This is a genomic window from Agathobaculum sp. LCP25S3_E8 (genome assembly GCF_052117165.1).
GTDB lineage: Bacteria > Bacillota > Clostridia > Oscillospirales > Butyricicoccaceae > Agathobaculum.
In genome coordinates, this window is sequence record NZ_JBQKJR010000022.1 from 1 (window position 1) to 18,399 (window position 18,399).

The 18,399-nt window shown below is 48.5% G+C and carries 11 protein-coding genes and 1 pseudogene; 5 read left to right on the forward strand and 7 right to left on the reverse strand.

The features are described from left to right. Both ACTQ34_RS09080 and uxaC read left to right on the forward strand, forming a co-directional pair. On the forward strand, window positions 1-829 hold an 829-nt coding region (locus ACTQ34_RS09080), incomplete at its 5' end, for a TRAP transporter large permease subunit (protein WP_441363521.1). Between the two features lie 23 nt (window positions 830-852). After that, window positions 853-2,268: pseudogene (gene uxaC, locus ACTQ34_RS09085) on the forward strand (glucuronate isomerase). Between the two features lie 272 nt (window positions 2,269-2,540). Here the strand turns inward: uxaC and ACTQ34_RS09090 are convergent. Together ACTQ34_RS09090 and ACTQ34_RS09095 are read right to left on the reverse strand one after the other, a co-directional pair. Next, entirely contained in the window at window positions 2,541-5,240 is a 2,700-nt protein-coding gene (locus ACTQ34_RS09090) for an S-layer homology domain-containing protein (protein WP_441363522.1), read from the reverse strand. Between the two features lie 100 nt (window positions 5,241-5,340). After that, window positions 5,341-6,879, reverse strand: coding sequence for a D-alanyl-D-alanine carboxypeptidase family protein (locus ACTQ34_RS09095; RefSeq protein ID WP_441363523.1), 1,539 nt, complete (start codon window positions 6,877-6,879; stop codon window positions 5,341-5,343). A 277-nt stretch (window positions 6,880-7,156) separates the two neighbouring features. Between ACTQ34_RS09095 and ACTQ34_RS09100 the strand changes: the two genes are divergently transcribed. The 3 genes from ACTQ34_RS09100 (at window position 7,157) to ACTQ34_RS09110 (ending at window position 11,350) form a co-directional block, all read left to right on the forward strand. Next, window positions 7,157-8,326: an AI-2E family transporter gene (locus tag ACTQ34_RS09100; RefSeq protein WP_441363524.1), complete on the forward strand. Its 1,170-nt coding sequence runs from the start codon at window positions 7,157-7,159 to the stop codon at window positions 8,324-8,326. Window positions 8,327-8,490: 164 nt separating this feature from the next. Then, window positions 8,491-10,398, forward strand: coding sequence for a molecular chaperone HtpG (gene htpG, locus ACTQ34_RS09105; protein WP_441363525.1), 1,908 nt, complete (start codon window positions 8,491-8,493; stop codon window positions 10,396-10,398). A gap of 46 nt (window positions 10,399-10,444) precedes the next feature. Continuing rightward, window positions 10,445-11,350: a diacylglycerol/lipid kinase family protein gene (locus tag ACTQ34_RS09110; RefSeq protein WP_441363550.1), complete on the forward strand. Its 906-nt coding sequence runs from the start codon at window positions 10,445-10,447 to the stop codon at window positions 11,348-11,350. A gap of 119 nt (window positions 11,351-11,469) precedes the next feature. On the opposite strand, the gene ACTQ34_RS09115 is transcribed toward ACTQ34_RS09110, so the two are convergent. The 5 genes from ACTQ34_RS09115 to ACTQ34_RS09135 all read right to left on the reverse strand — a co-directional run bounded on the left by ACTQ34_RS09115 (window position 11,470) and on the right by ACTQ34_RS09135 (window position 18,212). After that, window positions 11,470-12,060 carry a dipicolinate synthase subunit B gene (locus tag ACTQ34_RS09115; protein WP_441363526.1) on the reverse strand — a complete coding sequence of 197 codons (591 nt, stop codon included), beginning with the start codon at window positions 12,058-12,060 and terminating at the stop codon, window positions 11,470-11,472. Further along, entirely contained in the window at window positions 12,057-12,932 is an 876-nt protein-coding gene (locus ACTQ34_RS09120; protein ID WP_441363527.1) for a dipicolinate synthase subunit DpsA, read from the reverse strand. Before ACTQ34_RS09120 ends, ACTQ34_RS09115 begins: the two co-directional genes overlap by 4 nt. Window positions 12,933-13,145: 213 nt before the next feature. Further along, window positions 13,146-13,586, reverse strand: a complete 441-nt coding sequence (locus ACTQ34_RS09125) for an acyl-CoA thioesterase (protein WP_441363528.1) — start codon at window positions 13,584-13,586, stop codon at window positions 13,146-13,148. Window positions 13,587-13,750: 164 nt separating this feature from the next. Beyond that, window positions 13,751-14,335, reverse strand: coding sequence for a helix-turn-helix domain-containing protein (locus tag ACTQ34_RS09130; protein WP_441363529.1), 585 nt, complete (start codon window positions 14,333-14,335; stop codon window positions 13,751-13,753). Between the two features lie 145 nt (window positions 14,336-14,480). Beyond that, a complete protein-coding gene (locus tag ACTQ34_RS09135) occupies window positions 14,481-18,212 on the reverse strand; it encodes a phosphoribosylformylglycinamidine synthase (RefSeq protein ID WP_441363530.1) in 3,732 nt (1,243 codons plus the stop codon). Between the last annotated feature and the right edge of the window lie 187 nt (window positions 18,213-18,399).

An 18,399-nucleotide genomic window follows, 5' to 3' on the forward strand; every position in this document is an offset into this window, starting at 1 on the left:
AATTTCAGCACGTCTGCCTTGTATTCTGCACTGTATTTCTGTCCCATCTTCAACACCCTTTCTGTTCTTCATTATACCACCTTGGGTGTGCGGTTTTATTGTATCACTCCAATATTTGTTAGCAAAGAAAAACGGTTATAGAAGCACAACAACTTTTAAGGGTAAAGAAAAATTAAATGTCGTTATTCAGGCGCTTCCTTGTCTTTTAATGATTGTTATTGTAATCGGTGGTATTATTAAGGGTATTTTTACCGCCACTGAGGGTTCCGTTGTTGCGGTTGTTTATTGTTTGGTTTTATCGCTAGTTTTCTATAAATCAATTAAACTAGGCGAGCTGCCAAAAATCTTTATTGAAAGTGCAGAAATGACTGGTATCATCATTTTCCTTATTGGTGTATCAGGTATTATGTCTTGGGTAATGGCATTTACCAATATACCAGCAGCAGTATCTAGTGCACTTCTTGCAATAAGCAGCAGTAAAATTGTAATTCTACTGATGATAAATATTATTCTACTTATCGTTGGCACTTTTATGGATATGACACCAGCTTGTCTTATTTTCACACCTATTTTCTTACCAGTATGTACAGCTCTTGGTATGAATGTAATTCATTTTGGCATTATGATGATATTTAACTTATGTATCGGTACAATTACACCGCCTGTAGGTACAACACTGTTTGTTGGTGTAAAGGTTGGACAGGTAAAAATTGAAACAGTATTTAGACAGCTTCTAATATATTTCTTCGCAATTTTTGTTGTTTTAATGCTTGTAACATATGTTCCGCAGCTATCACTATGGCTGCCTAGCCTAATGGGTTATGTATAATTTACTGGAAAGGAAAGTTTAAAATGAAAGCTTTTATGGATAAAGATTTTCTGTTAAATACCGACACTGCTAAAGAGCTTTATCATAACTATGCAGAAACAACTCCTGTTTTAGACTATCACTGTCATATAAATCCACAGGAAATCGCTGAAAATCGTCAATTTGAAAACATCACTCAGGTTTGGCTTGGTGGCGACCACTATAAATGGCGTCAAATGCGTTCAAATGGCATTGATGAATACTATATCACTGGTGATGCATCAGACAGAGAAAAGTTCCAAAAGTGGGCAGAAACTCTTGATAAGGCAATCGGAAACCCATTATTCCATTGGAGCCATTTAGAGCTTCAAAGATTTTTTGACTATCATGGCGTTTTGGGGGCTGACACTGCTGAAGAAGTTTGGAATCTCTGTAATGAAAAGCTAAAAGACCCATCTATGTGAGTAAGAAGTCTTATTGAAAATGCTGGTGTAACTCTTATCTGCACAACCGATGATCCAGCAGATGACCTGAAATGGCATAAAATTATCGCTGACGATAAAACATTCTCCGTTCAGGTGCTACCTGCATGGCGTCCAGATAAAGCTATGAACCTTGAAAAGCCAGATTATGTTGATTATCTAAAAAAATTAGGTAATGCAGCAGAAATGACTATCACTTCTTTTGCAGACCTTAAAACTGCACTGAAAAAGCGTTTAGCCTTCTTTGATGAAATGGGTTGTCGTGCATCTGACCATGCTCTTGAGTATGTTATGTATGTTCCTGCTGGTGAAAGTGAGCCTGAAAGCATTTTTGCAAAGCGTCTTACAGGCGAGCAAATCACAAGAGAGGAGGAATTAAAGTTTAAAACTGGCTTTATGCTGTTTGTTGGTGCTGAATATGAAAAAATGGGTTGGGCTATGCAGCTACATTATGGCTGTAAGCGTGATAACAACACTGGTATGTATAAAAATCTTGGTCCAGATACCGGCTATGATTGTATCAATAACTATGCACCATCTAGCCAAATGGCTGATTTCTTGAATGCACTAAATGAAACAGGTGCTCTACCAAAGACTATTATTTATAGCTTAAATCCTAATGATGATGAAGCTATCGGTACTATTTTAGGTTGCTTCCAAAATTCTGATGCTGTTGGCAAAATTCAGCAGGGAAGTGCTTGGTGGTTTAACGATAATAAAACTGGCATGATTAAGCAGATGACATCTCTCGCAAATCTGAGCCTGCTTGGTAATTTTATTGGTATGCTTACCGACTCTCGTTCCTTCCTATCATATCCAAGACATGAGTATTTCCGTAGAATTATGTGTAATTTACTTGGTGATTGGGTTGAAAATGGCGAATATCCAAAAGATATGAATAAACTTGAGAAGATTGTAAAGGGTATTTCGTACAACAATGCAATAAATTACTTTGGTTTTAATCTGGAAACAAAGTAAAATATCTACCACTTGCTTGTAAAAAGCAAGTGGTATTTTTTGGCTGTATTGTTAAACACTATATGTTATAAAGACATATCAATAAAGACAGATGTGAAGATAAGGTACAATAAGGGACCTGTTGACACTACCAAGTGAGAGGATCAGTCTGCTGAAAATTGCAAATAAATAACGAAAACGTTGCTTTGGATAATTGCCCACATAAAAACAGCCTGTGAATCGATTCGCAGGCTGCTTGTATTCTATGTCTATGAATTAACGAGTGTAGATCTTCATACACGCGGCATCAATCCTGCTATACGGCACAAGATTGCGGCTACCTCCGCACGGCTGATGTTTGTCGGGCCTAAGAAACGACCCGTTTCATCGCCCTCGATGTATCCAACACGATACCACTGGTAGACAATACCGCCATATTCATCCGCTTCCGCTATATCCGGGATGCTGCCATTCGGTATGTCTTTAATTTCTTTTTTTTTGGATTCCGGAATAGCGCAATCAAGTAAAAAGATCATCTGGAATCTTGTTGCCGAATTAAGCATGACGCTGTCCGGATATAGTGCGGCAGAAAACAGTTGATGCGCTGTACAATATTCCAAAGCACCTTGATACCACGGACCATCCACCGTCGGAATCGTTTCGCCTGTACGTGCCGCGTACAGACGAGCTGACAGCGTGATTGCTTCAGCAATTGTCAATGTACCATCCGGATCGTAGCGATTACCGCCTACGCCTTTGAGCAAACCGGCTTGTGTCGCCTTGTTGACAGCTTCTGCATACCATGCATTATCCGGTACATCAGTAAAAGAGGACGGCGTGTCATCGGGGATTTCGTCTGGGGTGGTAGCCGCGCTGGGGAGACGCACATTATCCATCAATTTGGTGAAATCTCCATCGATGGCCTGCCAGAGTGTCCCGTCTTTCTTCAGCACCAGATTAGCCGAACCAATATAGACTTGTACTGCATCTGTAAAGCTGGTGCGCGTTGGAACGCTCATACAAGGACTAAACCCGTCTATAGCGCCGCCAAATGTCTCCCACATATTGCTATCCGAGTAGCCGAGCTGTCCATAAAGGTTATCGCCCCAGCTCCACAGAGTGCCGTCCTCAGTCAGGGCAAAGCAGCAATCCCGGTAGCCAGACCATGCAGCTGTCACATTATCCAGAATTTTTACCGGTGTGACCTGCTTTTGAATTTCACCACCATTGCCAACGCTGCCGCAAGTATTATCGCCCCAGCTCCATAGTGAACCGTCTGAGCGGATTGCCAAATGCCCACTGATCGAAACAACGTCATCCATGACTTTTGCAGGCAACTGATCGCCAGGCTTGGTTGCTTCGCGCCCGAGTACAGACATTTGATAATTTAAGGCCCAGCTAATGAGTGTGCCATCCTCGGTCAGCGCATAGCCATTGTCCGGACTGCAAGTTGTAATCTGCACAATGCCGCTGTCAATGACCCGTGAGAACGGGCCGTCTGTTGGTGCATCCTCAATAATTTTGACATAACTCCAAACGGTGCCATCTTCCTTGAGCACCAGATCGCCTGCAATCTGCCGAACGCCACGCATAATCTGTGTGGGTGTGGTGATGATATCGGGCTGAATAGTACCCCAATCATTCCAGATCCACAGTGTACCGTCAGCTTTCAGTGCCATAAAACGGTTTTCCGAGCAGGAAACCGCTATATAGCCTGTACCCAATGTTGTGATCGTACCTTTAAGCTCGCCTTCTCCTTTCCAACTGACAAGCGTGCCATCCTCAAGTACAACTGCTGTTATTCCATTGTTGCAAGCAATCGTGCTATTGCCAGACATTGCTATATCGCTCGGATATCCGTTATTGTCCGGATCGGGCAGAGGTTCTGGTTCCGGCTCCGGTTGTGGATCGGGTTCAGGCTCTGGTTGCGGCTGAGGTTCCGGATCTGGTTGCGTTGTCGCGCTTGCGTCAAAGAAATTTACTTGATAGAAAAAATCCGAAACTGGTTGCCCAGTGGATGTTCGCAAACCGGATATCTCGACGGTATAGATACCGCTATATTGTTCGATGCCGGACGGACGGAAGATGATACAGTTGGAAACCCCGTAACCGGAAAGCTCTACATTGAAGTAATCGCCGCTGGTATCGCGGGTACTTTGATTCAGTTCCCAACTTTTCCCGTCGCTTTCTCGGGTCAACGTAACCGATACACTAGACAAGCTGGGATTTTGAAATTTCTTCGGGTTCAATGTTACACTCCACGCATATCGGCCGCCAAAGAGCACATGTTGTTCCTCTTCTGCCGGGAAATTCCCGCTTGCTGGCCACGCGATAAAATCGTAATCACAACCAGTACCGTTGTTATCAAATACCTTTTCGGCTACAAAGCGACCGGCAGTACCGAAACCAACCTTACCCATGTGGGGGTTGAGCTGCCAACGCCGATGACCAACCATAGCAATATTACCGGCGTCACTATCCTCCATAAACCCATCTACTGCGCCGGTCAATGTATATCCGGAGGCCAGATTACTGCTGGAGGATGCAGAATATGCCTCCTGATAGAAAGCCTCGTCCATATCCTGCGGTTTGACAGGCGTATGGCTCAAACCATTTTGCGCAGCTTGTATAACCGCACCGTATTGCGCGTTTTCCGAAAGCGCCATATCCAATTGTACCGAATCAGGCAGACCCGCGATGCGACGAAGTGCATTAAGACGGTCAGTCGCTGCCTGCAACGCCTCGGTTTTAACTTTGCCTGCACGATAGGGGGCGGTGATCGAAGGCTCTTCCTCAAAGATCTCATCAGGCAAGGTCAGGGGATTTTCCGATAACAGATTGGCAATCTCAGTCTGACTGAGTTTTGTCATATCCAAGCTGCCGCTGTCTCGGTAGCTGCTGTCTGCCGCCTTTGCGACGGGTGCCTGTGTTAACAGAAGAACTGCGGCGCAGCACAGCACACCGATACGCTGAAGCTGTCGATTTCTATCCAAGATACATACCTCCTTGTGTGAAATGACTAAAATGCCTTGAGGATATCATATCGGTATCCCAAAATATTATTTTGCGAACAACAGATTCCCTTTACTCTGCCTAAGCGGCCTCTGTATTTTCAAGGACCTCAACGGTTTCTTCCAATGCATCTTCTTCCAGACTCTCCAGTGGAACGACTTCGATATCGGCAGAAAGCACTAACTGCTCAACGCCGGTGCTGTCCGCCGGACCAACGAAAAAGGCCAGGGTATGAGTGCCGGGCTGCGCATCGGAAGGAATTTTGATTGTGTATTGACTGCTGGCTTTATCGTTTAAAATGGTAAACGCGTCATTGGAATAACCAGCAATCGATTGCCCATCCCATTGCCAACCGGCAGGTAACTGCACACGATAAATTTCATTTTCACCCGTTACATCCACCGTAACCGTCAGAGTTTTCCCGGGATAAACCTGCGCACTGCGAATATTGAATGATCCGGTATAGGAAATTGGACGCTGTTCAATCGGCACTGAGGTGTCCACGCGTTTCTCCGTGCCATCCGGCATGGTTAACACAAAAGCTACATTCAATGTATCGCCAGTTAGTTCACGGAGCGTGTAGTTGAGTGTGCTGGTCTTGTTAGCAGTCACTTGGAAATTGCTGTTGCCGTAATTCGTCACCGCTTCACCGTTGACATACCATTGTGCCTTCGCAGTATAAGCTGCAGAAACACCATTAAGCTGTACAGTGAAGGACGCGGGCTGATAGGGACGGACGCTGTCCAGCTGCGTTGTCACGGACACACTGGTTGATGCACGGGACGCATCACGCTTTTGAATTTGATCAAAACCGTAATCGAGCAGCTGACGGGAGTCGGCAAAACGCTGTGCATCGCTTGTTGATTTCATAACGACGGCAATCACGCGACGACCGTTGCGCACGGCAGTAGTGGTAACACAATAGCCTGCCTGCGAAATTGTACCGGTTTTAAACCCATCCAATCCTTCATATGGCGCCATGGTGTTCAGCATATGATTGGTGTTATTATAATAGGTACCATTAAAACTGAAACCGCTCTTACTGGTGATACGTAAAATATCCGGGTAAGTATCAATAAAAATTTTAGTCAGCATAGCCTGAGAGCGCGGTGTGATATAGTTGGGCTGTGCACCGTGACAGTTATAATAGGTTGCATTCAGCCCAAGTTCCTTTGCTGTTGCATTCATGCGCGTTACAAAGGCGCTCTCACTGCCGCTGATGTGCTCGGCCATAGCGATACAGGAAGCACTGGCAGACGGAATCATAATGAGATGCAGCAACGTATCTACAGTATAGGTTGCACCTTCCGTGAGTGGTACAGCGGTCGGATAATTACTATCACGCGATTTGACCGCAACATTGTGACTAATTTTAACCGGAGTATCTAATGTGATAGTACCGGCTTCCAGCTCTTGATAAACGATATAAGCGGTCAGCACCTTGGTCATGCTGGCAGGAACACGAGCAACATCACCATTGTAAGAATATAGTTCTTCACCGGTATCTCCATCCATTACAAAGGCGCTTGCCGCTTCAAAGCTCAATGCTAGCGCACATGGGATACTGCCGCTCATACAAATAACAGCAGCAACAAACACCGCAAGCAATTTTTTATACATTTTTAAACCCCCTTTGTTTGTGTACGCAGGTCAGCAGATGAATCTGCGTAGATGCATAGCTGTTTTGCACAAAAGCAAAACCATTATTATTTATATTTTAGCAGATATGTCAAATAAAAGAAAGCAACTTGCGCAAAAAATTACAAAATATTGAAAATGAGAATGCTCGGTATTTGCTTTTGAACAACATATGAAATATGTTGGCATTCGCTTGACTTTAACTGGGAAAAATGATTATATATATATCGATATAGCATAGATAGATGAGGGTTTGACAGTGAATTTGAATCGTGACACAATGAAAAAAATAATGGGATTGATTACGTTTGCCATTTTGCTGTATGTTGGTTTGCAGAATACCAGGATGGTATCTTCTGCGCTGCGGTATCTGGCAGGCCTGACCGCGCCGTTTCTAATCGGCGGGTGTATTGCATTTATCTTGAATGTTCCCATGCGTTTTTTTGAAAAAAAGATTTTCATGCAGAAAAAGGGGAAGAGTAGCATACGTATGCGTAAAATGCAGCGTATTTTTAGTTTGCTTCTTACCTTGGTTGTAGTATTGGGTGTTATATCTATTGTGCTCTTTATGGTGGCCCCCGAGCTATATAAGTCGTTTGCTGCTATTGGGCGCGAAATGACCAGCTTTGGCAAGCGTCTCCCGCAAATTCTGGAAGACGCAGGCAAGCGTTTGCCTATGTTTGCGGATGAGATTGAAAAGCTCAAAGATAACCTGTTGAATGTCAATTGGAAGGAAATCGGCCAGATGGCAAAGAACTTCCTACAAAATAGTAATTTCCTTAGCAGCACGGTGGATATTGCCACTTCTGTGGTCAGCGGTGTGGCCAACACGATCATCGGTTTGGTATTTGCCATTTATATTCTGCTACAAAAGGAAAATCTAGGACGGCAGTTCCGCCGCCTGTTTTATGCGCTTTTTCCGGAAAAGCATGTTGACCGTTTTCTTGAGGTATGCGATCTGACATCCGCTTCGTTCAACAGCTTTTTGTCCGGCCAGTGTCTGGAAGCCTTTATCCTTGGCATGATGTTTTTCATTAGCATGTCTTTATTGAAAATGCCATACGCCTTGGTTATTGCTTTACTGATTGGAGTGACTGCACTCATTCCGATTTTCGGCGCGTTCATCGGGTGCATTGTCGGTGCGTTCCTGATCCTGATTGCCAGTCCGATGCAGGCGTTGTGGTTCATTTTGCTTTTCCTTGTTTTGCAACAGGTAGAGGGCAATGTGATTTATCCCCGTGTCGTTGGCGGCTCAGTAGGCTTGCCGTCTATTTGGGTGCTGGTGGCAGTCACGCTGGGAGGCAGTATCGCAGGTGTCTTGGGTATTCTGTTTGCCATTCCTGTGGTTTCTGTGGTGTATACCTTACTGCGCGAATATGTGCGAGGCCGAATTCATGAACGCGGCATTGCGGACAAGAAAATTCAATAAGTGCAGCGGCCCAAAAGATTTTGGGCCGCTTTGCTTTACACAAATATAAACAAATCATGAATTTTCTACTTGCCCCTTGATTTTTCCTTGATACTGGATTATCATATCAGTGTTGGCACTCTGATATCGAGAGTGCTAATACCAAAAAATAGAGGTGCATACACATGGCAAAGAAGCAGTTTAAAGCGGAATCCAAGCGTCTTTTGGACTTGATGATCAATTCCATTTATACGCATAAGGAAATTTTCCTGCGCGAATTGATTTCAAATGCATCGGATGCGACGGATAAGCTGTACTATAACGCAATGAAGGAAGGCCGAACCGGTATTACGCGCGACAGCCTGCCGATTGAAATTACACTGGATAAGGAAAACCGTAAATTTGTCATCGAAGATCACGGCTGCGGCATGACGGCAGAAGAACTGGAAAGCAATCTGGGCACAATTGCCCGCTCGGGTTCACTGGCGTTTAAAAAAGAAAACGATGCGATGGATGATGTGGATATCATCGGTCAGTTTGGCGTCGGTTTTTATGCAGCGTTCATGGTGGCAAGCCATGTAGAGGTTGTCTCCCGCGCAGTTGACAGCGAACAGGCCAACCGTTGGGAGTCGGACGGTGCAGCCGGCTATACCATCACGCCTTGTGAAAAAGCAGAAAACGGCACGCGCATCACGCTGACGATCAAGGAAAATACAGAAAGCGAAAATTATGATGAGTTTCTGGAGTCGTATCGCATTCAGGCGCTGGTAAAGAAGTATTCGGATTATATCCGTTATCCTATCAAGATGGATATGACACGCTCGCGCATGAAGGAGAAGCCTGCGGATGCGGGTGAGGATTATCAGCCGGAGTGGGAGGAATACACCGAGAATGTGACGCTCAACTCCATGGTTCCGATCTGGAAGAAATCCAAGAAGGAACTGAAGGACGAGGACTACAATTCCTTCTATACCAGCAAGTTCTATGACTATCAGCCGCCGCTGTGCCATATCCATACCAGTGTAGAAGGCGCAGTAACTTATACAGCGATGCTGTTCATTCCGGCGCACGCTCCAATGGACTATTATACCAAGGACTATGAAAAGGGTTTGCAGCTGTATTCCAACGGCGTGCTGATTATGGATAAATGCGCCGACCTGCTGCCAGATCATTTCAGCTTTGTTCGCGGTATGGTCGATACGGCGGATCTATCGCTGAATATCTCGCGTGAGATGCTTCAGCATGACCGCCATCTCAAGGCAATCGCGCAGAGTCTGGAAAAGAAGATCAAGAGCGAGCTGCTCAAGATGCAGAAGGATAAGCGGGAAGATTACGAGAAGTTCTGGCAGGCGTTTGGGCGTCAGATCAAGTACGGTGCATATGTGCAGTACGGTGCAAATAAGGAACTGCTGCAGGATCTGCTGATGTACTACTCTTCAACTGAGGATAAGCTGGTCACGCTGGATGAGTATGTTTCCCGCATGAAGGATGAGCAGAAGTATATCTATTATGCCTGCGGCGAAACCGTCGATAAGATCAAGCTGCTGCCTGCCATGGAGACGCTGCGTGACAAGGGATATGAGGTTCTGTGTCTGGATGACAACATCGATGAATTCTGCATCAAGATGCTGGCAAACTACAAGGAGAAGGAATTCAAGTCTATTGCCGATGCTGATCTGGGGCTGGATAGCGAGGACGACAAGGAAGAGATCAAAAAGCTCACCGAAGAAAAGAGCGCATTGCTCACAGCGCTGGGCGAAGCACTGTCCGGCAAGGTGAAAAAGGTGGAACTGACGCGCCGCCTGAAGAGCCATCCGTGCTGCCTGCGCGCAGAAGGCCCGGTGACGCTGGAAATGGAAAAGGTGCTCAACCAGCAGGCGATGGACGACAGCCAGCGCGTGCACGCAGAGCGTGTGCTTGAACTAAACGCAGAGCATCCGATTTTCCAGAAGCTGTGCCGCCTGCAAGAGGAAGGCTCGGATCAGTTAAAGACCTATGCCGATATTCTGTATACGCAGGCCCTGTTGATTGAGGGGCTGCCGGTGGAGGATCCGGTTGCCTACGCAAATGCGGTTTGCGATTTGATTTCTTAACTTAAGATTGAATTTTGAAGATGAGGAGGCGCGCCCGGTGAAAAAGATGCTATGGATTTTAAATCCTCATGCCGGACGGGGCGCAATGAGCGGAAAGATTATCGGCTGCGTCAATGCGTTCCAACAAGCTGGCTATGAAGTGACGTTATATGTAACACAGGGCGCGCAGGATGCGACTCGCGTGGTTCGTGAGCGTGCTGGGGAATTTGACCGCATCGTATGTGCGGGCGGCGACGGTACGCTCAACGAAGTGGTCACGGGCTTGATGGAGTCCGAAATTCGCCCGCCGCTTGGTTATATCCCCGCCGGCACAACCAATGATTTTGCACTCAGTTTAGGTATTTCCAAGGTGCCGGCAGAAGCAGCGGCAGTTGCTGCCGGAAATAATTTGCAGGCGCTCGATATAGGGCGGTTCAACGACAGATATTTCAACTATATTGCAGCGTTCGGCGTGTTTACTGAGGTGTCCTATGCAACGCCGCAACAATCCAAGAATATCTTTGGCCGCGCGGCCTATATTCTGGAAGGCGTGAAAGCATTAACCAACATCAAACAGCATCATATCCGCATAAACAGCGCAGAAATGACGCTGGAGGATGACTTCATCTTCGGCATGGTTTCCAATTCGGTTTCGGTTGGCGGTTTTAAAGCTATTACGCCGGATGGTGTGGCGCTGGATGACGGCTTGCATGAGGTGCTGCTAGTTTATCCGGTAGAAAATCCGATGGAGCTGCAATGGCTGGTAAATGATCTGCTGACGCACAACACCGAATCAACACGGTTTGTTTACTTCCGCACCGCGCAGATTTCATTTGATGCAGATGAAGCCGTGCCATGGACGCTGGATGGTGAATTCGGCGGTGCAACACAGCGGGCAGAAATTACTAACTGCGCTCGTGCCATCACGTTTGCAACCGGCAGTAATGCAAATTTGGAACAACCTTCGCAATAAGAACAAATTAAAGCGAACCCCCTGTATAGGAGCAGCTCAGGACCTATACAGGGGGTATCTGTTTGTTGTATCCATCTGCCAGAATGCAAGGACGCGGATGCAGTTTCCTGCCTATTTACTCAGTGTTCACCCGGACACAGCAGGATAGGCTGCAACTGTCTGCCTTCAAGCGCTGATCCGATGGTTTCCGGTATGCGTCCCATATCCGCTACCAGAGAGCGCGGTTTAGCGAATGGCGCATCCTGCCGCATGGGAACGAAATAGTAATGTTTACGGTTGAGCAAGGTACCCAGATTCGCCGCACTGCCGGATAACGCATCATTTGTGGAAACCGCCAATACAACCGGCTTTTCTCCTCGCAGATGACTTTTGACTGCCATTGTGACTGAAGTATCCGTCACGCCATGCGCGAGTTTTGCCAGTGTGTTGCCGGTGCAGGGAGCAACCACCAAAACATCAAACAACTTCTTCGGACCAATGGGTTCTGCAGCAGGGATACTGTCAATGACTTCACGCCCGGTTGCTTCACACAGGCGGCTGCGCCACATATCAGCCGTTCCAAAACGGGTATCCAATGTTGCAGCATGCGCAGATAAGATAGGCGTAACTTCACATCCACGTGATACAAGGGTTTCGACAATAGGCAGAACGGCAGAAAAGGTGCAGAAAGAACCGGTTAATGCAAAGCCGATGCGAATTGGCGGGGTCATAGAATACCCTCCTCATGAAAAATATTACAAACCGTATCGTAAATGGCATGTGCTGCAGTGAGCGGCGCGACTTTCCCCGGCAAAGATAGCGCATGCAGGATGCAACACCCGGAGGGCAATTTCGCTTCCGGTGCAATACCGCCGGGCATAGAAGCCAGATCAATCACCAGACAGGAAGGGGTAAGCCCAGCCAATTCCGCCGCTCCAAGCACCGGTGCAGGAACTGTGTTAAAGATAATATCAAATTCGGCAAGCTTACCGGTAAGCTGACGGGTATCCAACGTCCGCATCCCTTGTGTTTCGATGCGTGCAAAATCGCGCGGCGATCGCGCGGATACTGTTACCTGCGCATCGAGCGCATGCAATTTATGTGCTAGCAATGCACCGATACGGCCGTACCCAATCACCAGACACCGTGATTGTTGAATGGTATGCGCAGTCTGTTCCATGGCCAGTTGCAATGCACCTTCACAGGTTGGAACTGCATTGCGTATGGCAAGTTCATCACGCGCTAAGTAGTCAATCAAATGCAGGTTATTCTGTACGGCACGAGCATGCACCCAAAACGGCACAGAGCCAGCCAATGTGATGGTATCCGCGGGAATCGCATCCAGCACATCGATGAGCGGATATGGCGTATTGGACAGCGGAGCATTGAGCTGTGAATTTCCATGCTGCACAGGAAGCGGCAGAATCACTGCCTGGACATCAGCAAAACAACTTCGAGGGTCACTAACAGCGGCGCACCCCTCGATTGGATGGCGCTCCAGCGCAAAGGTGCGTACTGTGTGCCCATCCGCACACAGCAGTCCGGCAAGATATGCCTGCCGGATATCGCCGCCGACAACCGCAAGGGTCGCCGATTGGTTCATAACAAATTCCTCCTTTGTCCCATCCTATGCAACACGCTGAACGGCTGTGCGAAAGAGAAAAGGAATGCGGTTTACCAATGATGTGTAACTCAATCTTTGAAGAAGCAATGAGAATACCACCAAAAAGCGGTCAGCAACTTATGTCGCTGACCGTTTGATTCAAACAATATTTGCTTGCCGTTTGAAAAGCTGTAGTTGTATGCAGGCAAACTATCAGGCTTCACCATTACTGACTATGTTTTGCGCTTCAAGCTGCGCGGCAAAAACCCTGTCCAGCGCGGGCCAACTACGTTTGAGTGATACTGGGCGATTGTCACGCCCCATGAAACAATGCCTGCTTTCGCCTTCACAGCGCAGCGCATTGGTTTGTGCATCTCGAATCTCATAGTGCAGCGCCATACGAACACCGTTATATTCCGTGATTTGTGCGTAAATCAGCACCGTATCACCAAATCGTGCCATAGTTTTATACTTGCAGTGCACCTCCAGCACAGGGCTGCCGAATCCCTCCGCTTCAATGCGGTCATAGCCATATCCAAGCTGCTCGAGTAATTCGACACGGGCTTCTTCAAACCATCGGATGTAATTGGAATGATGGACGATACCCATACCATCGGTTTCGTAGTATTGCACCTTATGTTCATAGGGGGTCATAACGTTCGTTCCTTTCCGAAAAAGAAAGCGCCCCGTAGGGCGCCTTGGTTTTTGTCAGTAAGCCGCCGCCGCGCAAGTTGCGGCAGAAAACAAAAGCGTAAACGGTTTTTGTATCCTTATAATACCATAAAAACCGATCTTTGTCGAGCACTGACCAAACAAACTCAAATACGCTGACAGAAAAGGCCGTGACGGTTACAATACCAGTACAACATTCCGTGGCCGCGGATAAAAAAACGAGCCTGTGCGTTACCCTCTGGATAGAGTTTAACCATGTCGAATCGATCTCCGGTGACACATGCGATAAAGGAAATGTAGTGGCTCTTGGTCATCGGATGGTCAATAGTAATATAATGCTCGTGTTCAATTACCTCGCACTGAACAGCGTGTGTTTCGTCCGGTTCTTCGGCTTCGAGCGGGGGCAGCGTGATGCCGCAGCAGGAAATCACGGCCGGTCCGGTACTGTGCAGCACGTTGCCGCAGATAGGACAGACATAGAACTTTGATCGTAGCAGATTGGCTGCGCGATTGGTATTGATGACCTGTTCGCCGCTCAGCAGTTCGGGCAAGGAAACCTGCAGCACGCTTGCCAACGATTCGATCAGGGATACATCCGGAAAGCCCTTGCCCGTTTCCCATTTGGAAACTGCCTTATCGCTGACGCATAGCTTTTCGGCCAGCTGCGCCTGTGTCAGATGCTTTGCTTCGCGCAGTCGTTTAATAACCGCGCCTGTAACATAATGATTCATATTCGTTTTTCTCCTCTCATACAGCAGAATACCATGACTTTTACCGTGGGACAACCTACGCTGCGTAGAGTAGGTAGATGGGAAGGGGAGACAGCAACAAGCGGCGGCACAGTATGTGCCACCGCTTTGTTTGGATCAGGTGTACTTATCTGAAATACTTCACGCCGTTCTCGAAGATTGGCTGATACTTTTCTCCATAGATATTCCGGCCGACAAACGGGCTGTAACGCTCGGTATGGCCCATCTTGCCAAGGACACGACCGTCGGGAGAAGTGATGCCTTCAATGGCGCACATTGAACCATTCGGATTCCAATCAATATCCATGGACGGATTACCTGCAAGATCAGTGTACTGGAAGGCAATCTGTCCGTTCTTCGCCAAATCGTCAATCACGTGCTGCGGAGCGACAAAGCGGCCCTCACCATGGGAGATGGCAATCGAATGCAGGTCACCAACATTGCAGGAAGACAGCCACGGAGACTTAACCGACGCAACGCGAGTGGTAACATAGCGGCTCTGATGGCGGCCGATAAGATTGAAAGTCAACGTCGGGTCATTGCCGGTCATCTCGTCACGGATCTCACCATAGGGCACAAGGCCCAGCTTAATAAGCGCCTGGAAGCCATTACAGATGCCGAGCATCAGGCCATCACGCTTCTGAAGCAGCTCATGAATGGCATTTTTAATGCCGGGGCCGCGCAGGAACGAGGCAATGAACTTGCCCGATCCGTCCGGCTCGTCACCACCCGAGAAACCGCCCGGCACAATAACCATCTGGGCTTTTCGAATGGCGTTTTCAAGCTGCTCCGCGCTTTGTGCCAAAGCATCAGCAGAATAATTGCGCACGACGATGATTTCCGCCGCGCCACCCGCGTTTTCCACTGCGCGAGCAGTGTCATATTCGCAGTTGGTGCCCGGGAACACCGGAATGACAGCCAGGGGCTTTGCCGACTTGATTGCAGGTGTCTTGGTGCTGCGCTCAGTATAAGAAACCGTGGTCAAATGTTCGTCCGAAGCTGAAGCCTTGGTCGGGAAAACACTTTCCAAACGATTTTCAAAAGCATCCGTCAACTCGTCCAGCGTTACAGACTCGCCCGCGACGGTGATTGTTTCGTCTTCGGTTGTACGACCGACCAGCCAGTAAGCAGGCAGTTCTTCTGCCGCTTCGATCAAGATGCCGCCAAAGTTCTTAAGGTATAGTGCTTCGTTCGGGAAGGAGTCGTCAAATTCAAAGCCAATCTTATTGCCAAGCGCCATCTTGCACACGCCCTCAGCAATACCACCGACAGACAGTGCCCATGCAGACACAGCCTTACCGGATGCAATGAGGTTTGCAACCTCGTTCCAGACATGCTTCATGGTCTGGTAATCGGCCGATCCGTCCTGAAAGTACGGAGCGTCAAAGAAGTAGACCGGATGATCCGGTGCTTTGAACTCAGGAGAAATCAAGCGGGACGCATCCTGCGGGGCAATAGCGAAAGAAACCAGCGTTGGCGGGACATCCATATCGTCAAACGATCCGCTCATCGAGTCCTTGCCGCCAATCGCGCCAAGACAAAGTTCCTCCTGCGCGGTATATGCGCCCAGCAAAGCAGAAAGCGGCTTGCCGAAGCGCTTGGGATCCTTGCCCAGACGTTCAAAATATTCCTGGAAGGTAAGGTACGCAGTCTCAAAGTCGCAGCCCGCTGCAACCAGTTTTGCCACCGATTCAATGACCGCGGCCGACGCGCCGAGGAACGGATTCTGCTCTGTATAGTAGGGGTCAAAGCCAAACGCCATGACGGAAGCCGTCTCGCACTGACCATTCTGTGCGGGCATAGTTGCCGCCATGACCTGTGTCGGGGTCAGTTGGTATTTGCCGCCGAACGGCATGAACACCGAGTTTGCGCCGATCGATCCGTCAAACCGCTCGACCAGACCGCGCTCCAGGCAGATACCAAGTGTAGAAGCGTGATTCAGAATCTTTTCCTTCTCGTTTTTGCCTTCCGGCGCACAAGTGATGGATGGCGCGAACAGGGAAGCAACTTCTGCCGTGACATGCTTTGCACAACCGTTGGTATTGAGGAAATCACGCGAAACGTCCACAATCGTGTTGCCGTTCCACGTCATGCACAGGCGGTTCTTATTTGTGACCGTCGCCACAACAACCGCTTCAATATTCTCTTTGGCGGCGGCAGCAATAAACGCATCCGCATCCTTTGCGCGCACAACAACTGCCATACGCTCTTGCGACTCGGAGATGGCAAGCTCGGTACCGTCCAGACCATCATACTTCTTGGGAACTGCATCTAGGTTGATGTCAAGTCCGTCGGCCAACTCGCCGATAGCGACCGACACGCCGCCCGCGCCGAAGTCGTTGCAGCGACGGATCATACGGGTGACGTTACCGTCACGGAACAGACGCTGGATCTTGCGTTCTTCGGGCGGATTGCCCTTCTGAACCTCCGCACCACAGGTTTCTAGCGAAGCCTCGGTGTGTTTTTTGGAAGAACCGGTGGCGCCGCCGCATCCATCGCGTCCGGTCTTACCACCAAGTAAAATAACGATGTCACCGGGTTCAGGTACTTCACGGATGACGTTCTCCAGCGGCGCAGCGCCGACAACCGCGCCAATCTCCATGCGCTTGGCGACATAACCCGGGTGATAGATCTCATGCACCAGACCGGTAGCCAGACCAATCTGATTGCCATAGGACGAATAGCCCGCTGCAGCAGTCTGGCACAGTTTGCGCTGCGGCAGCTTATGCTCGAGTGTCTCGGACAGCGGAACGGTCGGATCTCCTGCGCCGGTCACACGCATCGCCTGATACACATAGCTGCGACCAGAGAGTGGATCGCGGATCGCGCCGCCAAGGCAGGTCGCCGCACCGCCGAACGGCTCAATTTCGGTCGGATGGTTATGCGTTTCATTCTTAAACATGAGCAGCCAATCTTCATAATGGCCGTTAATCAGTGCCTTGACCTTGATTGAGCAAGCGTTAATTTCCTCGGATTCATCGATATTCTTCAGATAACCGCGTTTTTTGAGTACCTTTGCACCGGCGGTTGCAATATCCATGAGCGTCACAGGTCGTTTCGATGCCTTTTCCTCACCGTAGACCTCGACACGCGCCGCAAGGTAACGATCAAACGCATCCTGTACCATCGGATCATCAATCTTGGTGCCGTCAATCTCGGTCAGAAAGGTGGTATGACGGCAGTGATCCGACCAATAGGTGTCCACCATGCGCACCTCGGTGATAGTCGGGTCACGCTTTTCCTCATCGCGGAAGTATGTCTGCAGGAATTTCAAGTCGTCCAAATCCATGGCAAGCCCCATGCCTGTCAGCAGGTCATTCAGCGCAGTCTCGTCCATATGGATAAAGCCGGTGACCGATGCAACCGTTGTCGGGATAGCATATTCAACTTTAAGGGTGGCGGGCTTGTCCATGGATGCCTCGCGTGCCTCTACCGGGTTAATCAAATAGCCGCGAATCTTGTCCATGTCGGCATCCGACAATTCGCCCTCCAGCACATAAATCTTTGCTGCTGCGACCGTCGGGCGCTCACCGCCGGTTAACAGCTGAATGCACTGTGCGCAGGAGTCCGCGCGCTGGTCAAACTGGCCGGGCAGCGGCTCAACTGCGAGCACGGTGTGAGCGCCTGACGGACGAGGAAAGTCTTCGTCATAGCACACGTCCGCCATCGGCTCGGAAAAGACGATGCCCTTGGCCTTTTCATAGGCTTCAGGGGCCAGACCCTCGGTATCATAGCGGCAAAGATACCGCACATGGGTCAGACTTTTGACTTCGAGTAGATCGTGCAGACTGGAAAACAGGCTGCGTGCTTCGACGTCAAAGCCAGTTTTTTTTTCGGAATAACAACGATTGACGCTCATGTATCGTGTCCTCTCCTTCATCAGATAAAAGATATTTTTATTTTACCTGTTTTATGTACATAAATCAATCGGTGAGGGCGACAAAATATCAGGGGATTCGAGAGATTCTCTGTATATTCTTTGCGTGGGCCATCAGGTATTCCATTCCTGACAATTGTCCCATTCATGCGATAAACGATTGAGTCCT

What these genes read in the sequence shown, in the direction of transcription:
- ACTQ34_RS09120 (WP_441363527.1), bottom strand. Translation starts at nt 12,932, where the DNA reads ATGAACCAATCGGCGACCCTTGCGGTTGTCGGCGGCGATATCCGGCAG.
- ACTQ34_RS09110 (WP_441363550.1), top strand. Translation starts at nt 10,445, where the DNA reads ATGCTATGGATTTTAAATCCTCATGCCGGACGGGGCGCAATGAGCGGA.
- ACTQ34_RS09115 (WP_441363526.1), bottom strand. Translation starts at nt 12,060, where the DNA reads ATGACCCCGCCAATTCGCATCGGCTTTGCATTAACCGGTTCTTTCTGC.
- ACTQ34_RS09135 (WP_441363530.1), bottom strand. Translation starts at nt 18,212, where the DNA reads ATGAGCGTCAATCGTTGTTATTCCGAAAAAAAAACTGGCTTTGACGTC.
- ACTQ34_RS09125 (WP_441363528.1), bottom strand. Translation starts at nt 13,586, where the DNA reads ATGACCCCCTATGAACATAAGGTGCAATACTACGAAACCGATGGTATG.
- htpG (WP_441363525.1), top strand. Translation starts at nt 8,491, where the DNA reads ATGGCAAAGAAGCAGTTTAAAGCGGAATCCAAGCGTCTTTTGGACTTG.
- ACTQ34_RS09095 (WP_441363523.1), bottom strand. Translation starts at nt 6,879, where the DNA reads ATGTATAAAAAATTGCTTGCGGTGTTTGTTGCTGCTGTTATTTGTATG.
- ACTQ34_RS09130 (WP_441363529.1), bottom strand. Translation starts at nt 14,335, where the DNA reads ATGAATCATTATGTTACAGGCGCGGTTATTAAACGACTGCGCGAAGCA.